The sequence below is a fragment of the Caballeronia sp. 11_S32 genome, from assembly GCF_056930355.1.
On the sequence record NZ_JBXOWH010000003.1, the window covers coordinates 2,905,467 to 2,922,374 of the forward strand.

A 16,908-nucleotide genomic window follows, 5' to 3' on the forward strand; every position below is an offset into this window, starting at 1 on the left:
GGGCATTGTCGAGGCGAAGCGGCTGGCAACACGAACATGGAGGCGCAAGCCCCCTTGATTTCATCTAGCGCGGAGAAACAAGCATGTTCTGGGAGAAGAAGCTGACGCAGTGGGTTGAAGAAGTGCGCGCCCGGGCCAACCTGCCCGCGCGTCTCGTGCTGTGGGATGGTCAGCAGCACGATTTCGGCCAGTTCGCCGCGCCTCAGGTGACGCTACACGTGAAGAGCGCGACCGCGCTGCCCTATCTGCTCGAACCGAGTCTCGACAACCTCGGCGAAGCCTACGTGAAGGGCAAGATCGACATCGAGGGCAAGCTCTCCGACATCATCAACATCAGCTATTCGCTCGCGAAGAGCACGGTGACGAGCGCGAGCAAGCTCGCCCGCGTGCGACGCTACTTCAGCCACTCGAAGACGTCTGACAAGAAGGCCATTCAGTACCACTACGACGTGTCGAACGAGTTCTACAAGCTCTGGCTCGACAAGAACATGGTGTACTCCTGCGCGTACTTCGAGAACGGCGACGAGGACATCGACACCGCGCAGCTCAAGAAGATCGACCACATTCTCACGAAGATCCAGGTTCAGCCGGGACACACGCTGCTCGATATCGGCTGCGGCTGGGGCGCGCTCGTCATTCGCGCGGCGCAGAAGTTCGGCGCGAAATGCGTGGGCGTCACGCTCTCCGAGAACCAGTTCAAGCTCGCGACCGAGCGCGTGAAGGCGGCGGGACTCGAAGACCGGATCGAGATCCGGCTGCAGGATTACCGCGACATTCCGGGGCAGTTCGACCGTATCACGAGCGTCGGCATGTTCGAACACGTCGGGCGCAAGAACCTGCCTGACTACTTCGCGAAGATCCGCGATCTGCTCGTCGATGACGGCATCGCGATGAATCACGGCATCACGTCTTCGGACGCCGACAGCGGCGAAACCGCCTTCGGCGGCGGCGAATTCATCGACAAATACGTGTTCCCCGATGGCGAGCTGCCGCACATCGGCCTCGCGCTCGAATGCATGCAGCGCGGCGGGCTGGAAGCGGTCGACGTCGAGAGTCTGCGGCGGCACTACGCGCATACGCTCGATGCCTGGGCAGAACGTTTCGAGGCGCACGCCGAGGAAGCGAAGAAGCTCGTCGACGACGAACACTTCCGCATCTGGCGCGTGTATCTGGCGGGTTGCGCGTATGCGTTCGAGAACGACGACGTGTCGATCTATCAGGTGGTCTGCCGGAAGGCGGGGCGTAGTGCCAAGACGCTGCCGTGGTCGCGGCGGTATATCTACGAGAAGGCGCTCTGAATCACGATTCGACTCCTCTCGAAGCGGGCGACGCTGAAGACCAGTTCGATCTCTTCGGCGAGCTGCGCCTGCCCCGCCCGAGCCCGCGAAGCCGCAAAAGCCGGCCAGGCAGCCGAAAGCGCGCGGCGTGCTGCCCGCGCCTTTGCAACCCGAACTCGAAGCGCTGGCGCGGCGCCTGCCCGAAGCGATCCATCTCGGCACGTCGACGTGGTCGTTTCCCGGCTGGCGCAACATTGTCTACGGCGACGAGTATTCGAATACCAAACTCTCCCGCGACGGCCTCAGCGCCTACGGCGCGCATCCGCTCCTGAAGAGCGTGTCGATCGACCGCTCGTTCTACGCGCCGCTGTCGCTCGCGCAATACGCGCGCTACGCGTCGCAAGTGCCTGCGCATTTCCGCTTCATCGTGAAAGCGCCCGCCTCCGTCACCGATGCCTTCGTGCGCGGCGAGCGCGGCACGCCGGACGCGGAAAACCCCGCGTTCCTGAACGCGCAAATCGCCATCGACGAGTTCGTGACGCCGTGCATCGGCGGACTCGGCGCGAAAGCGGGCGCGCTCGTGTTCCAGTTCTCGCCGCTGCCCGACGCGATGGTCGTCGAGCCGGCGTGCTTCATCGAGCGGCTGTCGGCGTTTCTGAAGGCGCTGCCGCCGCTCGAAGGCGCGTCGTGCTACGCCGTCGAAATCCGCGACGCCGTCATGCTCACGCCGCGCTTCATCCGCGCATTGCGCGACGCGAACGTGCGCTACTGCATCGGCGTGCACGCGCGCATGCCGGATGTGCGCCGTCAGGCGAAGGCGCTCGCGTTGCTGGATGAAGAAGGGATGGGACCGCTCGTCGTGCGCTGGAGCCTGCACAGCGGCTTTCGCTATGAACAGGCGAAGGCGAAGTACGAGCCGTTCGACAAAATCGTCGATGAAGACCGCGACACGCGCGACGCGCTCGCCGAACTGGCCGCGCGTTACGCGATTGCGGGCCAGCCGGTGGTGATCGCGGCGAACAACAAGGCGGAAGGCTCCGCGCCGCTCACGTGTTTCGAGCTCGCGCGCGGCATCGTTGCGGAGATCGACCGCGCACGAGACAGCTAGAAGCGCATCATGCCTTCAGCCGATGCACGAACTTCTTGCGGAACTTGGCCACCTTCGGACCGACGACCGCCGCGCAATAGCCCTGATTCGGATGCTGCGCGAAATAGTTCTGGTGATACGCCTCGGCCGGATAATAGTCGTTGGCGAGCGGCACGACCTGCGTCACGATCTTGCCGCCGTAGACATCCTCGCGCTGCAATTCGTCGATGACTTCGAGCGTGGTCTTGCGCTGCTCGTCCGAATGCGTGAACACAGCCGATCGATACTGCGTGCCGACATCGTTGCCCTGCCGGTTGAGCTGGGTCGGATCATGTGTCGCGAAGAAGATCTCCAGAATCTCGCGATAACCGATAACGGACGGATCGAACACGACCTTCACCACCTCGGCATGACCGGTGCCGCCTTCGCAGACCTGCTCGTAAGACGGATTCGTCACCTTCCCGCCCGCATAGCCCGATTCGACCGACTCCACGCCCTGCACCGCGAGAAAAACGGCTTCGGTGCACCAGAAACATCCGCCGCCGAGCGTCGCGGTTTCAAGTCTCGCCTGCTCGTTCTGCTGGTTAGGTTGGGTCATAAGGCGCAACTCCTCATCAAGTGCATGCGGCGATGCCGCGGATCATGCATATGGATGCGTCCGGCCGCTTCTTCAACTTCCGTGACGCGAACGCCGGCGCGATCAATCGAGCTTACTGGGTTTGCCCGATCCGCGCAGAAAGCCCCGGGCGGCCGAAATCTTGCTGCATCGGTGCGCTCATTTGACGGCTGGCGACCGCCGATTCCGCTAAAATCGAGACAAATCTCCAGCTTTTACATGACTTCTGAAAAGGTTCTTCCGACTGAAGCGCGACGCGCGGCCGGCTCGGCAGCACACGACAGATTCGACCGCCCATTTGCCTGCTCATCTGCCAAATGACACGCGCCAAAACCCCGAATTTCGACCCGACCGCGTTTCGCGCCGCGCTCGGCCAGTTTGCAACCGGCGTCACGGTCATCACGACGCGCACCGAGTCCGGCCAGCTGATCGGCATCACCGCGAGCTCGTTCAACTCGGTGTCGCTCCATCCGCCGCTCGTGCTGTGGAGCCTCGCGACGAAATCAGCGTCGATGCCGGTGTTCCGCACCAACACCCACTACGTGATCAACGTGCTCGCGGCGTCGCAGCTCGACCTGTGCCGACGCTTCGCGACCGTCAAGGGCGACCGCTTCGCGGGCGTCTCCCACGCGGCCGGCGACACCGGCATGCCCGTGCTCGACGGCGCGCTCGCGTGGTTCGAATGCCACAACCGCAGCCGCTACGACGAAGGCGATCACGTGATCTTCGTCGGCGAAGTGGAGCGTTGCGGCGTGCGTGAAGACGCGTCGGAGATCGCGCCGCTCGTCTTTCAGGCGGGCGGCTTCCATACGCTGGGGCCGCTGGAGTAAGCGGTCAAGCGCCCGCTCAGGGCGCGTGGCCGCGCCCCGGCTGCTCGATCAGCGCGACCGGCACGCCCGCGTCGTCCTTCATCGTCTGAAGCACGATATTCGAGCGGATGTCGATGACGCCGGGCGCCTTGTAGAGCTTCGAAAGAATGAAATCTGAATAGTGCTTGAGGTTGTGCGCGAGCACCCGCAGCACGTAATGCGTGTCGCCGGTGACGACGAACGCGCCCACCACTTCGGGCCATTCGCGCACGGCGGCGGCGAACTTCTCGTGCCAGTTTTCCTGGTCGTTGCGCATCGAGACGTGGACGAACGCCTCCAGTTCGATGCCCAGCCGCTCGCGGTCGAGGCACGCGCGATAGCTCGCGATCACCCCTTCCTCTTCGAGCAGCCGCATTCGGCGCAGACACGCCGACGGCGAGAGCGAGATGCGCTCCGCCAGGTCCAGGTTACTGATCCGTCCATCTTCCTGCAGTACCGCCAGAATTCGGCAATCCGTTGCATCGAGCGTGAAGCCGGTCATTTTTGAGTCCCCTAGCCCGTTTCATCGAATTATGTTCTAAGCGCGACAGTTTTGGGTGGTTATTTCGCAAGCACCTTTCGAGATAACGCGACTATGATTTGACGCATCTCCACGCTTTCTGCTAGGGCGCGTCATGACGCTTCTGGACATTTCCCCGCCGATCGACACCGCGACGCCCGTATGGCCGGGCGACACGCCGGTCGGCATCGAGCGCGTGTGGCGCATGGAGGCGGGCTCGCCCGTCAACGTCGCGCGACTCACGCTTTCGCCGCACACCGGCGCCCACGCCGACGCGCCGCTTCATTACGACGAGCACGGCGCGCCGATCGGCGAAGTCGCGCTCGACACGTACATCGGTGCGTGCCGGGTCGTGCACTGCATCGGCGCGGCGCCGCTCGTGATGCCCGGGCACGTCGCCGCGCACCTCACCGACGTTCCGGCGCGCGTCCTGCTTCGCACTTATACGAACGCGCCGCTCGACGCGTGGGACAGCAGTTTTACCGCGGTCGCGCCCGAAACCATCGCGTTGCTGGCCGAGAAAGGCGTGAAGCTCATCGGCATCGATACGCCCTCGCTCGATCCGCAGGACTCGAAGACGATGGACGCCCACAAGCGCATCCGCGCGCATGGCATGGCGATCCTCGAGGGCCTCGTGCTCGATGCCGTCGCGCCCGGCGATTACGAACTCATCGCCCTGCCGCTCAAATTCTCGACGCTCGATGCGAGCCCGGTTCGCGCCGTCCTGCGTCCGCTTTCCTGATGATCTTCAAATATATGGACTTTTCGATGAAATATCGTGACGAAGCCGCGGCGCTCGACCGCGACGATCCGCTGCGCGCCCTGCGCGACCAGTTCGCACTCGCCGATGACGCGAAGCGCGTGATCTACCTCGACGGCAACTCGCTCGGCGTGCCGCCCAAAGCCGCCGCCGCGCGCGCGGCCGAGGTCATCGGCGCAGAATGGGGCGAAGGGCTGATCCGCAGCTGGAACACGGCCGGCTGGTTCGCGCTGCCCAAGCGCCTCGGCAACAAGCTCGCACCGCTGATCGGCGCGGGCGAGGACGAAGTCGTCGTGACGGACACGATCTCCGCGAATCTCTTCAAGATCCTGTCGGCGGCGCTGAAGCTCGCGAACGAACGCGATCCGAAGCGCCGCGTGATCGTCTCCGAACGTTCGAACTTTCCGACCGATCTGTATATCGCGCAGGGTTTGATCGAGCAGCTGGATCGCGGCTACGAGTTGCGTCTCGTGGACGATCCGTCTGAGCTTGCATCGGCCATCGACGAAAACACCGCGATCGCGATGATCACGCACGTCAACTACCGCAGCGGCTACATGCACGACATGGCCGCGCTCACGCAGATGATTCATCGCGCGGGCGCGCTCGCCGTCTGGGATCTCGCGCATTCGGCGGGCGCGGTGCCGGTCGATCTGAACGGCGTGGGCGCGGATTACGCGGTGGGCTGCACGTACAAGTATCTGAACGGCGGACCGGGATCGCCCGCGTTCGTCTGGGTGCCGAAGCGCCATCAGAACGCGTTCTCGCAGCCGCTCTCCGGCTGGTGGGGGCACAAGAAGCCGTTCGAGATGGAGCCGGTGTATCGCCCGGACGACGGCATCGGCCGATTCCTCTGCGGCACGCAGCCGATGGTGTCGATGTCGCTCGTCGAATGCGGACTCGACGTGTTCCTGCAAACCGACATGCAGACGCTGCGCCGTAAATCGCTCGCTTTGGGCGATCTGTTCATCGCGCTGGTCGAGGAACGCTGCGGCGATTTTCCGCTTTCGCTCGCAACGCCGCGCGAGCACGCGCAACGCGGCTCGCAGGTGAGCTTCGAGCATCCGCACGGCTATGAAGTGATGCAGGCGCTGATCGCGCGCGGCGTGATCGGCGATTATCGCGAGCCGCGCATCCTGCGTTTCGGCTTCACGCCGCTCTATACGCGTTTCGTCGATGTCTGGGACGCTGTCGAAACCCTGCGCGACGTGCTCGCGACCGAAAGCTGGCGCGCGCCCGAGTTCGCCGAGCGCGCATCGGTGACCTGAGAGGAGCGTCGATCATGAGTGAAATCAAAGGCTGTCCGTTCGGACACGGCGCGCCGGAAACCGCGCAGGAAAAAGGCTGGCACGACGCCAAGCTCGATTTCTCCGATTCGATGAGCTACGGCGACTACCTCGGCCTCGATTCGATCCTCAACGCGCAGCATCCGCTCTCGCCGGACCACAACGAGATGCTGTTCATCGTGCAGCATCAGACGAGCGAGCTGTGGATGAAGCTCGCGCTGTACGAGCTGCGCGCGGCGCTCGCGGCGGTGCATCGCGACGAGCTGCCGCCCGCGTTCAAGATGCTCGCGCGCGTGTCGCGCATCTTCGAGCAGCTGGTGCAGGCGTGGAACGTCCTCGCGACGATGACGCCCTCCGAATACACCGCGATGCGTCCGTATCTCGGGCAATCGTCGGGGTTTCAGTCGCATCAGTATCGGCAGATCGAGTTCATGCTCGGCAACAAGAACGAGCAGATGTTGAAGCCGCACGCGCATCGACCGGAGATTCTCGCGCAGGTGCGCGAGACGCTGGAGGCGCCCTCCTTCTACGACGAAGTGATCCGCCTGCTCGCGCGGCGCGGCTTCGAGATCAACCCCGAGCGGCTGAACCGCGACTGGACGCAGCCGACCTTGCACGATCCATCGGTCGAGGCGGCCTGGCTCGCGGTGTATCGCGATCCGTCGCAGCACTGGGATCTCTACGAGATGGCGGAAGAGCTTGTCGATCTGGAGGACGCGTTCCGGCAATGGCGCTTCCGGCATGTGACGACGGTGGAGCGCATCATCGGCTTCAAGGGCGGCACGGGCGGCACCGCGGGCGCGTCGTATCTGCGCAAGATGCTCGATGTCGTGCTGTTTCCGGAGCTGTGGCACGTCCGCACGGTGCTTTGATTTCTTCTATGCGAGGCGCGCGGCCAGCGCCTTGAGCTTCGGTCCGATCGTCTCGCGGAAATACGCCTCGTCCATCGACGACGCCGGTCCGCTGCTCGACAGCACGAGCCAGCGGCCGTTGCGCAGATCGCGGAACGGCGCGGCGATCGCGTTGACGTCGTCGTGCCATTCGCGGAAAGAGTAGCAGCAGCCGTCGCGCGCGAAGTCTTCGACGGCGCGGCGAGCCGCATCGACCTTTTCGGCGTCTTCGCTCTTGCCGAGTTCATCGAACAGCGCCTCGCGCGCCGCCGGCTCCTGCACGGCGAGATAGGCGCGGCCCATCGAACTCGTGAGCATCGACAGGCGTGAGCCCGGCGCGAGCCCGAGCGTCAGCGCCGTCTCGCTGCGGATGGTTTCCAGATAGATCATGTCGAGCCCGTCGCGGCAGCCGAGCGACACCGCCGCGCCGATCTCCCGCGCAAGCTCGCGCATGTGCGGACGCGCGAGTTCGAGCGTGTCCGCACCCGCGAGCAGCGTGAAGCCGAGCGACAGCACGCCAGTGTCGAGCGCGTACTTGCCAGCGGGCTCGTCGAAGCGCAGGTAGCCGAGCGTCGTCAGCGTGTAGGCGAGACGGTTGACCGTCGCCTTCGGCAAACCGGTGCGTTCGACGAAATCGCGATTGCCCAGCAGCGTTTCGCCGGGACGGAAGGCGCGCAGCAGATCGAGCCCGCGCGCGAGCGCGACGACGAACTTGCGCTCGTCGATGTCCTCGGACAACACATGGCGCGATGAAATCAGCGCGGAATTTCGGTTGGAATCGGCTGCCATCGGGTGCTAAACTCGGGACTTGATTTGCAAAACATTGTTTCGCTTAGCGGAACTCATGTCAAGCGCCGCGCGCCGGCCGGTCGCAACACGCTTTTCGAAACCGGCTCACTTCCGGCGCTTTTCGATGAAATCAGGAGACACGCACATGGCCGACGCCGCCCGCTTCAACTGGGAAGATCCGCTTTTGCTGGATCAGCAACTGACCGAAGACGAACGCATGGTGCGCGACGCCGCCCGCGCCTACGCGCAGGACAAGCTGCAACCGCGCGTCATGCAGGCGTTTCGCGAGGAAAAGACCGATCCGGCGATCTTCCGCGAAATGGGGGAACTCGGCCTGCTCGGCCCGACGATTCCCGAGCAATACGGCGGCCCCGGCCTCAATTACGTGTGCTACGGCCTGATCGCGCGTGAAGTGGAGCGCGTGGATTCGGGCTATCGCTCGATGATGTCGGTGCAGTCATCGCTCGTGATGGTGCCAATCAACACCTTCGGCAGCGACGCGCAAAAGGAAAAGTACCTGCCGAAGCTCGCGCGCGGCGAATGGATCGGCTGCTTCGGCCTGACCGAGCCGAACGCGGGCTCCGATCCGGCCAGCATGACAACGCGCGCGAAGAAGGTGCAGAACGGCTATTCGCTGTCCGGCACGAAGATGTGGATCTCGAATTCGCCTATCGCGGACGTGTTCGTCGTCTGGGCGAAGCTGGAGGAAGACGGCCGCGACGAGATTCGCGGCTTCATCCTCGAGAAAGGCTGGAAGGGTCTGTCTGCGCCCGCGATTCACGGCAAGGTCGGGCTGCGCGCATCGATCACCGGCGAGATCGTGATGGACGAAGTGTTCGTCCCCGAAGAGAACATGCTGCCGGACGTGCGCGGCCTGAAGGGTCCGTTCACCTGCCTGAACTCGGCGCGTTACGGCATCTCGTGGGGCGCGCTCGGCGCCGCCGAAGCCTGCTGGCATACGGCGCGGCAATACACGCTGGATCGCAAGCAGTTCGGCCGGCCGCTCGCGGCGAATCAGTTGATCCAGAAGAAGCTCGCCGACATGCAGACCGAAATCACGCTCGGGCTGCAAGGCGTACTGCGCCTCGGACGCATGAAGGACGAAGGCACGGCTGCCGTCGAGATCACGTCGATCATGAAGCGCAATTCGTGCGGCAAGGCGCTCGACATCGCGCGGCTCGCGCGCGACATGCTCGGTGGCAACGGCATCTCCGATGAATTCGGCGTCGCGCGTCACCTCGTGAATCTCGAGGTCGTGAATACATACGAAGGCACGCACGATATCCACGCGTTGATCCTGGGTCGTGCTCAGACGGGCATTCAGGCGTTTTTCTAAGAGCTTCGTTCAATCGACAAAGGGCCGGCGCGTGCGTCGGCCCTTTTGCGTTTCGGTCGCTGAATCTCTCCGAAGCTGTGTAACTTTCGATAAGCGCCTGAAACTTTTACGGGTCAGATCGTATCAATCCCAAACGGTGTCGATGCATTGACGAGGCATCGGCCTACAGCGCGCAAGCTCGCGCGACTGGAACGGAATCTGCGTCAATCCGCCCGGCAAGGGAAAAGGCCTCCTCGTCAGCGATCTCATCTTTGGTTACGATGCGCGTAGCCTCACCGATTGGAGCCTTTAATGTCAGAAATCAACAAGGAGCGATTCATGTCGGATATCAAAACCGTACTCGCTGACGCCGAAGATCTTTTGAAGCAAGCGGCTACCGCCACGGGTGAGCGCGCTTCCGAACTGCGCGAGTCCGCGCTCGCGCGTCTGAAGCAGGCGAAGGAAAAAGCCGCCGACGCGCAAGTCGTCGTTATCGAGCGAGGCAAGAAGGCGGCGCGCGCCACCGACGACTATGTGCACGAGCATCCGTGGGCGTCCATTGGTATCGCGGCGGGCATCGGCATGGTGATCGGCCTTCTGATCAACCGCAAGTAAGCGGCTGTCTTCTCTCATCAATGGCCCGCAGATTGCTAACCTGCTTTCCATCGCGGTCCACGTTGGATTGAACCGCGAGCGCCCTCCCCGGGCGCGCGGCTCGACACTCGCGCCGGCCGGCTGCTTCATGCGCCGACCGGACCCATAAAAAGCGGCACCAACGCGCTTCTCGCATTCAAGCCATGACGACAGAACGGTCAACGCAGCAATCGTCTCCCGGACCACTGCGACGAATTCTGAGCTCTGCCTTCGCCATCTTCGAGACGCGCCTTGAACTCATCGGCATCGAGCTTCAGGAGGAGAAGGAGCGGCTCATCGGCGTGCTGTTCCTCGGGCTCGCCGCCATGATGCTCGCGATGATGGCGCTCATCTCGCTCACGGTGCTGATCGCCATTTTCTTCTGGGACACGTATCGCTGGCAGGCGCTCGGCGGCATTACGCTGCTGTACGCACTGATCGCGCTTGCATGCGGCCTGCGCGCGCGCAGCAACTTGCGCGACGCGCCGAACATGTTCGACGACACGCTCGCCGAATTCCGCAAGGACCGCGACACGTTCCGCTGATCCCGCGCCCACTCAAAGCCATGAGCCAACACGACGACACCTTCAAGACGCCCAGGCGCCACAAGATGCAGAAGCTGCGCACGCCGCATATGCGTGCGCTGCGCAAGGAACTGTTGATCGCACGCGCGGATGTCGAGCGCATGGAACTGCGGCAGGCCACTTACGATCTGCGCGCGTCCGTCACGCACTTCAGTTTCCTGCGCTTCCTGATGCCGGGCGGCGGATCGCGCCGCTGGGGCAAGCGCCGCGCCTCGGGCGGCATCGGCGGCATCCTCGGCACGCTGCTGGGCTCGGGCAATATGGGCGTGCTGCTCAAGCAATATCCGATCATCGGCTCGGCGGTCTCGCTCCTGCTCACCAAGCCAGTGCGAACGAAGCTGCTGCGCGGCGCGAAACCCGTGCTCAAATGGGGCGGTCTCGCGCTCGCCGGATGGGAAGGCTGGCGCATTTATCAGCAGATGAAGAGCGCCGCGCCCGAAACCTCCAACGACGCTGTCGATCCCACGGTGTTCTGACTTCGCCATCAGGCCTTCCCCGCCCAGCAGGCCGCCGACTGTGCCGCATCGAGCGGCGCGGTCGAGCCGGCCGGATGATTCCAGCGCAGCCCGGTCGCATCGATGACGAACGTGCCGCAGGCATCGTCCTGCATCGCGCCGGGCGCGGCGGGCACGGCTTCGATCGCATAACCGCCGTTCGTCGGCGATTCCGCCAGCATCGTGACGCGATACACCGCCGCACCGCCCGGCGGCGCCTGATCGAGACCGGTGCCGAGCGTGATGCCCTCACTGCTTTCCGATGACTGCGCGAGCCGCGCCGTTTCGACGAATTGGACCGCACGCGTCAAAGCGGACGCGGCATCGAGGCGATGCGCCTTCGCCACGTGCGTTCGATATGCCGGAATGGCGAATGCCGCGATGATCGCGGCGACACCCAGCGCGATCATCAATTCAAGCAGGCTGAAGGCGTGTTCGTTCTTGCGCTCGTTCTTCATCAAGATTCCTCAAAATGGCCCGGCGACGACGCGCCGCCAGTGTTGCGTGCTCGCGCCATCGGCGACATCGATCCGAAGCTGGAGCCATGCTTCGGAATCCGCGGTCGCGCCGAAGCCTCGCGCGGTGACGAGATACGACGCGCCCGCCCACGCTTCGATCAGACACTGCGGTGCGCGCCGCGCATAGGGCCATGCCGAGAACGGCGCGATCGCGGCGGCGGACGGTCCTTCGAACGATGTCTTCAGGCGCCAGCGCGACGGCTCGTCCGTCGGCGATTGGCTCGTCGCGGGCAGCGCGAGCGAAAGCATCCGGCTGCATCGAATGAGCGCGCTGTCCGCCGCATGGAACGCCTGCACGCGCTCGCGCGCAGCGACCGTCGCGCGCACCGCCACGAGCGATGTCTGCAACCATGCGCTCGCGGTGACGAGCATCATCGCGGCGAGGATTAGGACTATCGGCAACGTGGCGCCCCGTGAACGTGAACGTCGCTTCACTGCGCACCTCCGGATGTCGCCGACGGCGAATTGCGTATCGCGACGCGCCGCCAGAACGCCTGGCGAACGCGGCCGTCCTCGGCATAGGCGAGCGCGCCGGTGCAATCGACGTAATTCGCTCGGTGTTTGGCCTGCGGGTTGAAGCCGCGCACGACAACGCAAATGTCAGCGGCGTAGGCATCGCGCCAGCGTTCGCGCGCGACTGCCGAAGCATCCAGCGCCGATGGAGCCCCCGTCAGCCAGTACAGCACGCGAAGCCGTTCGATGCCTTCGACGATCGGTTGCGCCTGTTTGCCGCCGCCTTCGCAGTAGAGCTCGGGTTCGCCGGTCGAACTGCTGGCCTTCGCGTAGAAGCGGTTCGTGACGAAGGCGTCGGAGACCGCCTGGCCGAGGCAGTCGGTCGGCACGCCGCCGGTCGACGGCCAGGTCGAAACGGCGTCGGCGGAATGGCGAATCTGCACGCCATCCGAGCGGCTCGTGAGCGGCTCACACGAAACAGCCGTATCCGCGCCGACGACGCGCCCTTGAGCGCAGCCGAATATCGACGCTTCGACGTTCACGGTCTGGCTCCAGTTGAGTCCGGCCATCTGGATCTGCTGGCCGAGCATGTCGAGCGCGGCCGATCCGGCATCGTGAATGCGCGCGGCATCGGCGGCGCGATCGAACGCGGCGCGCTGCGCGCGATAGAGCGACAGCGACGCGCTCACGATCAGCGTGCCGAGCGCGAGCGCGATCGTCAGTTCGAGCAACGTGTGGCCGCGCGAGGAAAGAATGCGTGGAGTCATCGCGCGAACGCCACCGCGATGCATGACGTGAGCGGCCTGGCCTGCGGCTCGGGACACGGGTCGGTGCGATCCTCCGCGCGCCAGCTTACCGTGGCGACACGCACGCCATCGGCGCGATCGGACACGGCGACATCGCCCGCGGGCAGCATCGTCGACGCCCTCGCCTGCCATTGCGACACGATCGCCGCGCGGTCCGCATCGCCGCGAATGCCTTCCGCGACCGAATCCGCGATGAGCGCCGCGCGCTCGCGCAGCAACGCCGCCCGCTCGCCGCGCGCAAGCGCACTCTGCACCGCGACGAGCCCGAGCGCGGTGACTGCCGTGAGGGAAAGCGCAATCATCACTTCGATCAGCGAGTCACCGCGCTGGATGTTCAAGAGCGCGCGCTTCATGCCGACGCTCCGCAGCCGCCCGTCGTGATGCGCGCCCGGCCGCCCGCCGCGAGCCGGATGCATCGGCGCGACGCCGCGTTCGCGGCTGGATCTGCGCCGCGCGGGGCGAAATCGAAGCTGCGGAATCCGCCGATCACTTGCCCGGAGGGCGGCGTGAATGAAAGCTCGGTCGATGTCCCGGCGATCGAAACCGACGTCATCGCCGGCTGCATGCGCAGGAGCGTCGCCGTGCCATCGCGATCGACGAACAAGCCCCAGCCGCACGACCAGTCCGTGACACCGTTGTCGCAGCTTCGTCCGGCGGCGAGGCAATGGCGCGACGCGTCGATCCGGCAGAGCGTGACGCGGGCGCCGCGCCGCACGGCTTCGGCACGCGCGAGCGAAAGCGTGGAAAAAAGCGCGCGCGAGCGCGCATCGACCTGATCGCGCGTCTGCCACGCGACGAACGACGGCGCGGCGAAGGTCGCGAGAATTGCCATCACGGCGAGCACCACGCACAGTTCGACGAGCGTGAAACCTTGATTTGAAACGCGGATCATCTGCATCCCTTATCGATCGAATCGAGCCGAAAAGCTCAATCTAGCGAGAAGGCACGCGCGCCGCCATTAGCCGAATGGACGAGTGTTCACGCAGTTCGCGGCGCGGCACACTGCGCGAGCGAACGGTAAACGATCAGGCTTGGGAGGGAAACGATGCGAAACGGATCAGCGCTTGCGCGAACTCGATTTCTTCGGCGCGGCACGCCGAAATTCATCGAGCACGTCTTCGAATTCAGAAACGTCTTCGAAGCGCTTATAGACGGAAGCGAAGCGCACGTAGGCGATGGTATCGAGCTGTCGCAGCTCGTTCATCACGAGCTCGCCGAGACGCTCGCTCTGCACTTCGCGCTCGCCGCTGCCGAGCAACTGATACTCGATGCGCGACGCGGCGGCATCGATCGCATCGGCTGCGACCGGGCGCTTTCTCAGCGCAAGCTGCATGCTCGCGACGATCTTGCGGCGGTCGAACTCGGTGCGGCTGCCGTCCTTCTTGACGACGCTCGGCAGCGCCAGTTCGACGCGCTCATACGTGGTGAAACGCTTGTCGCACGCGGGACAGCGCCGCCGCCGCCGGATGGCCGCGCCATCCTCCGACACGCGAGAATCCACGACCTGGGTATCTTCGTGTCGGCAGAATGGGCAGCGCATAGGCGTCGGGCTCGCGGGTTAGCGGTAGACCGGGAAACGCTTGGTCAGATCGGCCACTTGCACGCGCACGCGCTCGATGGTCGCCTGGTCTTCCGGGTTGTCGAGCACGTCGGCGATCAGGTTGCCGACGATCTCCGCTTCCTTCGTGCCGAAGCCGCGCGTGGTCATGGCGGGCGAACCGAGACGCACGCCGCTCGTGACGAACGGCTTTTCCGGATCGTTCGGAATCGCGTTCTTGTTGACCGTGATATGCGCGGCGCCCAGCACGGCTTCCGCGGCCTTGCCGGTGATGTTCTTCGCGCGCAGATCGACCAGCATCACGTGGCTTTCAGTGCGGCCCGACACGATGCGCAGACCGCGCTTCACCAGCGTTTCGGCGAGCACGCGCGCGTTGTCGATCACGCCTTGCTGATACGTCTTGAACTCCGGCGCCAGCGCTTCCTTGAACGCGACGGCCTTCGCGGCGATCACGTGCATGAGCGGACCGCCCTGAATACCCGGGAAGATGGCCGAGTTGATCTGCTTCTCGAACTCCGCTTTCATCAGGATGACGCCGCCGCGCGGGCCGCGCAGGCTCTTGTGCGTCGTCGTGGTGACGAAATCCGCGTGCGGAACCGGGTTCGGGTACAGGCCAGCCGCGACGAGGCCGGCGTAGTGCGCCATGTCGACCATGAAGTACGCGCCGACGCTCTTCGCGATCTTCGAGAGACGCTCGAAGTCGATGCGCAGCGCGAACGCCGACGCGCCCGCCACGATCAGCTTCGGCTTGTGTTCCTTGGCAAGCGCTTCGGTCTTTTCGTAGTCGATGTCTTCGGCCGCGTTCAGGCCGTAGCTCACGACGTTGAACCACTTGCCCGACATGTTGACGGGCGAGCCGTGCGTCAGGTGACCGCCTTCGGCGAGGCTCATGCCCATGATCGTGTCGCCCGGCTTGAGCACGGCGAAGAACACGCCCTGGTTGGCCTGCGAACCCGAGTTCGGCTGAACGTTCGCGGCTTCGGCGCCGAACAGTTGCTTCACGCGGTCGATCGCGAGCTGCTCGACGATGTCCACGTATTCGCAGCCGCCGTAATAGCGCTTGCCCGGATAGCCTTCGGCGTACTTGTTCGTGAGTTGCGAGCCTTGCGCGGCCATCACGGCGGGCGAGGTGTAGTTTTCCGACGCGATCAGCTCGATGTGATCTTCCTGACGGCGGTTTTCCTGCTCGATCGCCTTGAGCAATTCGGGATCGACGTTGGCGAGGGTACTTTCGGCTCTGTCAAACATACGTTTTCCGTGAGATCAAAACAGGTTGACCGGATCGCGCGTGCACGGCACGTCGGACGGACGCAAAGGACGCTGGAAACCGATGGAGTCCAGGCGCGACGGATGAAGGATGAATCCGGTTTCGCGGAACGGACAGCCACCGGCAACGCAGCGACGGCGCGCGGATCTCAGCTGCCCAGGCGAACGGCAAAACGACGCTCCGCGCTTCCTGGTGGGTTGCTCCACCTTGAATCCGAAGATTCTATCGCCAGTCACGCGGGGTTTGAGCGTTGTAGTGTAATGGGCGGCCATGCTTTAGGCAACCGGCTTCCCGAGCAATTCCACGGCCATGCCGACATGCTTAAAGCACGATCGTTCGCGCCCGAGATTGCTTGCCGCGCCGCATCAATGGAAGTACCCTTTGCGCCGTTGCCGGATGCGCTCCGGCTCTACTCATCGCAATTCATTCGGAGTCCGCTCATGATCGTTTTCGTCACCGGCGCGTCGGCCGGATTCGGCGCCGCCATCGCCCGCACTTTCGTCAGGGGCGGACATCGCGTGATCGCGGCCGCGCGCCGCAAGGAGCGCCTCGTCGCGCTGTCGAACGAGCTCGGCGACGCGCTCTTGCCGGTCGAGCTCGACGTGCGCGACGAAAGCGCGGTCAGGAATGCCATCGCCGCGCTGCCGGAGGCGTTCGCGCAAATCGACGTGCTCGTGAACAACGCGGGCCTCGCGCTCGGCCTCGAGCCAGCGCAACGCGCGAATCTCGATGACTGGAAAAGCATGATCGAGACGAATTGCACGGGTCTCGTGACCGTCACACATGCGATCCTGCCGGGCATGGTCGAGCGCAATCGCGGGCACGTGTTCAACATCGGATCGGTGGCGGGCACGTATCCGTACTCGGGCGGCAATGTGTATGGCGCGACCAAGGCGTTCGTGCGGCAGTTCAGCCTGAATCTGCGCGCCGACGTCGCCGGCACCGCGCTGCGCGTGACCGATATCGAGCCGGGGCTCGTCGGGGGCACCGAGTTCTCCAACGTGCGCTTCAAGGGCGACGACACGAAGGCGGCGACTGTATATAAGGACACGCAGGCGCTCACGCCCGAGGACATCGCCGATGCGATCTACTGGATCGCCACGCGCCCGGCGCACGTGAACATCAACGCAATCGAGATGATGCCGATCGCGCAGACGTTCGCACCGTTGCAAATTCACCGCGGCTGATTCCGATATCTGCCTAAGGA

At 64.4% G+C, this 16,908-nt stretch carries 20 protein-coding genes, 1 pseudogene and 1 riboswitch; of the genes and pseudogenes, 11 read left to right on the forward strand and 10 right to left on the reverse strand.

Translation table 11 applies throughout. The features are described 5' to 3' along the window. Positions 1–83: 83 nt before the first annotated feature. On the forward strand, positions 84–1,298 hold the full coding sequence (locus tag AC1Z32_RS25295) for a class I SAM-dependent methyltransferase (RefSeq protein ID WP_483481482.1): 1,215 nt from the start codon (positions 84–86) through the stop codon (positions 1,296–1,298). Then, positions 1,295–2,385 (forward strand): annotated as a pseudogene (locus tag AC1Z32_RS25300) (DUF72 domain-containing protein). Before AC1Z32_RS25295 ends, AC1Z32_RS25300 begins: the two are co-directional and overlap by 4 nt. A gap of 7 nt (positions 2,386–2,392) precedes the next feature. Here AC1Z32_RS25300 and msrA read toward each other — a convergent pair. Further along, entirely contained in the window at positions 2,393–2,962 is a 570-nt protein-coding gene (gene msrA / locus AC1Z32_RS25305) for a peptide-methionine (S)-S-oxide reductase MsrA (protein WP_483481483.1), read from the reverse strand. A 335-nt stretch (positions 2,963–3,297) separates the two neighbouring features. Between msrA and AC1Z32_RS25310 the strand changes: the two genes are divergently transcribed. Further along, on the forward strand, positions 3,298–3,810 hold the full coding sequence (locus AC1Z32_RS25310; protein WP_483481484.1) for a flavin reductase family protein: 513 nt from the start codon (positions 3,298–3,300) through the stop codon (positions 3,808–3,810). Between the two features lie 16 nt (positions 3,811–3,826). Here AC1Z32_RS25310 and AC1Z32_RS25315 read toward each other — a convergent pair whose 3' ends face one another. Continuing rightward, positions 3,827–4,330 (reverse strand): Lrp/AsnC family transcriptional regulator, encoded by a 504-nt coding sequence (locus AC1Z32_RS25315; RefSeq protein WP_483481485.1) that lies wholly within the window; start codon positions 4,328–4,330, stop codon positions 3,827–3,829. Between the two features lie 133 nt (positions 4,331–4,463). Between AC1Z32_RS25315 and kynB the strand changes: the two genes are divergently transcribed. From kynB to kynA, 3 genes are read left to right on the forward strand one after another with little or no spacing between them, the layout of a single operon-like run. Further along, the gene (kynB, locus tag AC1Z32_RS25320; protein ID WP_483481486.1) at positions 4,464–5,090 is read left to right on the forward strand and encodes an arylformamidase; all 627 of its coding nucleotides are present in this window, start codon (positions 4,464–4,466) and stop codon (positions 5,088–5,090) included. Positions 5,091–5,116: 26 nt separating this feature from the next. Next, positions 5,117–6,376, forward strand: a complete 1,260-nt coding sequence (gene kynU, locus AC1Z32_RS25325) for a kynureninase (protein WP_483481487.1) — start codon at positions 5,117–5,119, stop codon at positions 6,374–6,376. A 14-nt stretch (positions 6,377–6,390) separates the two neighbouring features. Then, positions 6,391–7,266 carry a tryptophan 2,3-dioxygenase gene (kynA, locus tag AC1Z32_RS25330; protein ID WP_483481488.1) on the forward strand — a complete coding sequence of 292 codons (876 nt, stop codon included), beginning with the start codon at positions 6,391–6,393 and terminating at the stop codon, positions 7,264–7,266. 6 nt (positions 7,267–7,272) lie between these two features. Here the strand turns inward: kynA and AC1Z32_RS25335 are convergent, their stop codons facing one another. After that, positions 7,273–8,073 (reverse strand): IclR family transcriptional regulator, encoded by an 801-nt coding sequence (locus AC1Z32_RS25335; RefSeq protein ID WP_483481489.1) that lies wholly within the window; start codon positions 8,071–8,073, stop codon positions 7,273–7,275. Positions 8,074–8,218: 145 nt separating this feature from the next. On the opposite strand from AC1Z32_RS25335, the gene AC1Z32_RS25340 reads away from it, so the two are divergent. From AC1Z32_RS25340 to AC1Z32_RS25355, 4 genes are all read left to right on the forward strand, one after another. After that, positions 8,219–9,409: an acyl-CoA dehydrogenase gene (locus tag AC1Z32_RS25340; RefSeq protein WP_483481490.1), complete on the forward strand. Its 1,191-nt coding sequence runs from the start codon at positions 8,219–8,221 to the stop codon at positions 9,407–9,409. 291 nt (positions 9,410–9,700) lie between these two features. Continuing rightward, the gene (locus AC1Z32_RS25345; protein WP_483481491.1) at positions 9,701–10,003 is read left to right on the forward strand and encodes an ElaB/YgaM/YqjD family protein; all 303 of its coding nucleotides are present in this window, start codon (positions 9,701–9,703) and stop codon (positions 10,001–10,003) included. A 182-nt stretch (positions 10,004–10,185) separates the two neighbouring features. Beyond that, positions 10,186–10,566, forward strand: coding sequence for a phage holin family protein (locus AC1Z32_RS25350; protein ID WP_483481492.1), 381 nt, complete (start codon positions 10,186–10,188; stop codon positions 10,564–10,566). 20 nt (positions 10,567–10,586) lie between these two features. Next, positions 10,587–11,081: a DUF3318 domain-containing protein gene (locus AC1Z32_RS25355; protein WP_483481493.1), complete on the forward strand. Its 495-nt coding sequence runs from the start codon at positions 10,587–10,589 to the stop codon at positions 11,079–11,081. Positions 11,082–11,089: 8 nt separating this feature from the next. On the opposite strand, the gene AC1Z32_RS25360 is transcribed toward AC1Z32_RS25355, so the two are convergent. From AC1Z32_RS25360 to glyA, 7 genes are all read right to left on the reverse strand, one after another. Continuing rightward, complete coding sequence (locus AC1Z32_RS25360) at positions 11,090–11,557, reverse strand: type IV pilin protein (protein ID WP_483481494.1); 468 nt, start codon at positions 11,555–11,557, stop codon at positions 11,090–11,092. A gap of 9 nt (positions 11,558–11,566) precedes the next feature. After that, the gene (locus tag AC1Z32_RS25365) at positions 11,567–12,019 is read right to left on the reverse strand and encodes a pilus assembly PilX family protein (protein ID WP_483481495.1); all 453 of its coding nucleotides are present in this window, start codon (positions 12,017–12,019) and stop codon (positions 11,567–11,569) included. A gap of 29 nt (positions 12,020–12,048) precedes the next feature. Next, entirely contained in the window at positions 12,049–12,837 is a 789-nt protein-coding gene (locus tag AC1Z32_RS25370) for a PilW family protein (RefSeq protein WP_483481496.1), read from the reverse strand. Next, the gene (locus AC1Z32_RS25375) at positions 12,834–13,229 is read right to left on the reverse strand and encodes a type IV pilus modification PilV family protein (protein ID WP_483481497.1); all 396 of its coding nucleotides are present in this window, start codon (positions 13,227–13,229) and stop codon (positions 12,834–12,836) included. Before AC1Z32_RS25375 ends, AC1Z32_RS25370 begins: the two co-directional genes overlap by 4 nt. Then, positions 13,226–13,774, reverse strand: coding sequence for a GspH/FimT family pseudopilin (locus tag AC1Z32_RS25380; protein WP_483481498.1), 549 nt, complete (start codon positions 13,772–13,774; stop codon positions 13,226–13,228). Before AC1Z32_RS25380 ends, AC1Z32_RS25375 begins: the two co-directional genes overlap by 4 nt. Positions 13,775–13,933: 159 nt before the next feature. Beyond that, positions 13,934–14,416: a transcriptional regulator NrdR gene (nrdR, locus tag AC1Z32_RS25385; RefSeq protein ID WP_062605329.1), complete on the reverse strand. Its 483-nt coding sequence runs from the start codon at positions 14,414–14,416 to the stop codon at positions 13,934–13,936. A gap of 18 nt (positions 14,417–14,434) precedes the next feature. Then, positions 14,435–15,682 (reverse strand): serine hydroxymethyltransferase, encoded by a 1,248-nt coding sequence (gene glyA / locus AC1Z32_RS25390; protein ID WP_483481499.1) that lies wholly within the window; start codon positions 15,680–15,682, stop codon positions 14,435–14,437. A gap of 166 nt (positions 15,683–15,848) precedes the next feature. After that, positions 15,849–15,947: riboswitch (ZMP/ZTP riboswitch) on the reverse strand. Positions 15,948–16,141: 194 nt separating this feature from the next. On the opposite strand from glyA, the gene ydfG reads away from it, so the two are divergent. After that, the gene (gene ydfG / locus AC1Z32_RS25395) at positions 16,142–16,888 is read left to right on the forward strand and encodes a bifunctional NADP-dependent 3-hydroxy acid dehydrogenase/3-hydroxypropionate dehydrogenase YdfG (RefSeq protein ID WP_483481500.1); all 747 of its coding nucleotides are present in this window, start codon (positions 16,142–16,144) and stop codon (positions 16,886–16,888) included. The last annotated feature ends 20 nt before the right edge of the window (positions 16,889–16,908 follow it).

Excerpts from the sequence above, each read along its gene's own strand:
- AC1Z32_RS25295 (WP_483481482.1), top strand. The coding sequence starts at position 84 with ATGTTCTGGGAGAAGAAGCTGACGCAGTGGGTTGAAGAAGTGCGCGCC.
- msrA (WP_483481483.1), bottom strand. The coding sequence starts at position 2,962 with ATGACCCAACCTAACCAGCAGAACGAGCAGGCGAGACTTGAAACCGCG.
- AC1Z32_RS25310 (WP_483481484.1), top strand. The coding sequence starts at position 3,298 with ATGACACGCGCCAAAACCCCGAATTTCGACCCGACCGCGTTTCGCGCC.
- AC1Z32_RS25315 (WP_483481485.1), bottom strand. The coding sequence starts at position 4,330 with ATGACCGGCTTCACGCTCGATGCAACGGATTGCCGAATTCTGGCGGTA.
- kynB (WP_483481486.1), top strand. The coding sequence starts at position 4,464 with ATGACGCTTCTGGACATTTCCCCGCCGATCGACACCGCGACGCCCGTA.
- kynU (WP_483481487.1), top strand. The coding sequence starts at position 5,117 with ATGAAATATCGTGACGAAGCCGCGGCGCTCGACCGCGACGATCCGCTG.
- kynA (WP_483481488.1), top strand. The coding sequence starts at position 6,391 with ATGAGTGAAATCAAAGGCTGTCCGTTCGGACACGGCGCGCCGGAAACC.
- AC1Z32_RS25335 (WP_483481489.1), bottom strand. The coding sequence starts at position 8,073 with ATGGCAGCCGATTCCAACCGAAATTCCGCGCTGATTTCATCGCGCCAT.
- AC1Z32_RS25340 (WP_483481490.1), top strand. The coding sequence starts at position 8,219 with ATGGCCGACGCCGCCCGCTTCAACTGGGAAGATCCGCTTTTGCTGGAT.
- AC1Z32_RS25345 (WP_483481491.1), top strand. The coding sequence starts at position 9,701 with ATGTCAGAAATCAACAAGGAGCGATTCATGTCGGATATCAAAACCGTA.
- AC1Z32_RS25350 (WP_483481492.1), top strand. The coding sequence starts at position 10,186 with ATGACGACAGAACGGTCAACGCAGCAATCGTCTCCCGGACCACTGCGA.
- AC1Z32_RS25355 (WP_483481493.1), top strand. The coding sequence starts at position 10,587 with ATGAGCCAACACGACGACACCTTCAAGACGCCCAGGCGCCACAAGATG.
- AC1Z32_RS25360 (WP_483481494.1), bottom strand. The coding sequence starts at position 11,557 with ATGAAGAACGAGCGCAAGAACGAACACGCCTTCAGCCTGCTTGAATTG.
- AC1Z32_RS25370 (WP_483481496.1), bottom strand. The coding sequence starts at position 12,837 with ATGACTCCACGCATTCTTTCCTCGCGCGGCCACACGTTGCTCGAACTG.
- AC1Z32_RS25375 (WP_483481497.1), bottom strand. The coding sequence starts at position 13,229 with ATGAAGCGCGCGCTCTTGAACATCCAGCGCGGTGACTCGCTGATCGAA.
- AC1Z32_RS25380 (WP_483481498.1), bottom strand. The coding sequence starts at position 13,774 with ATGCAGATGATCCGCGTTTCAAATCAAGGTTTCACGCTCGTCGAACTG.
- nrdR (WP_062605329.1), bottom strand. The coding sequence starts at position 14,416 with ATGCGCTGCCCATTCTGCCGACACGAAGATACCCAGGTCGTGGATTCT.
- glyA (WP_483481499.1), bottom strand. The coding sequence starts at position 15,682 with ATGTTTGACAGAGCCGAAAGTACCCTCGCCAACGTCGATCCCGAATTG.
- ydfG (WP_483481500.1), top strand. The coding sequence starts at position 16,142 with ATGATCGTTTTCGTCACCGGCGCGTCGGCCGGATTCGGCGCCGCCATC.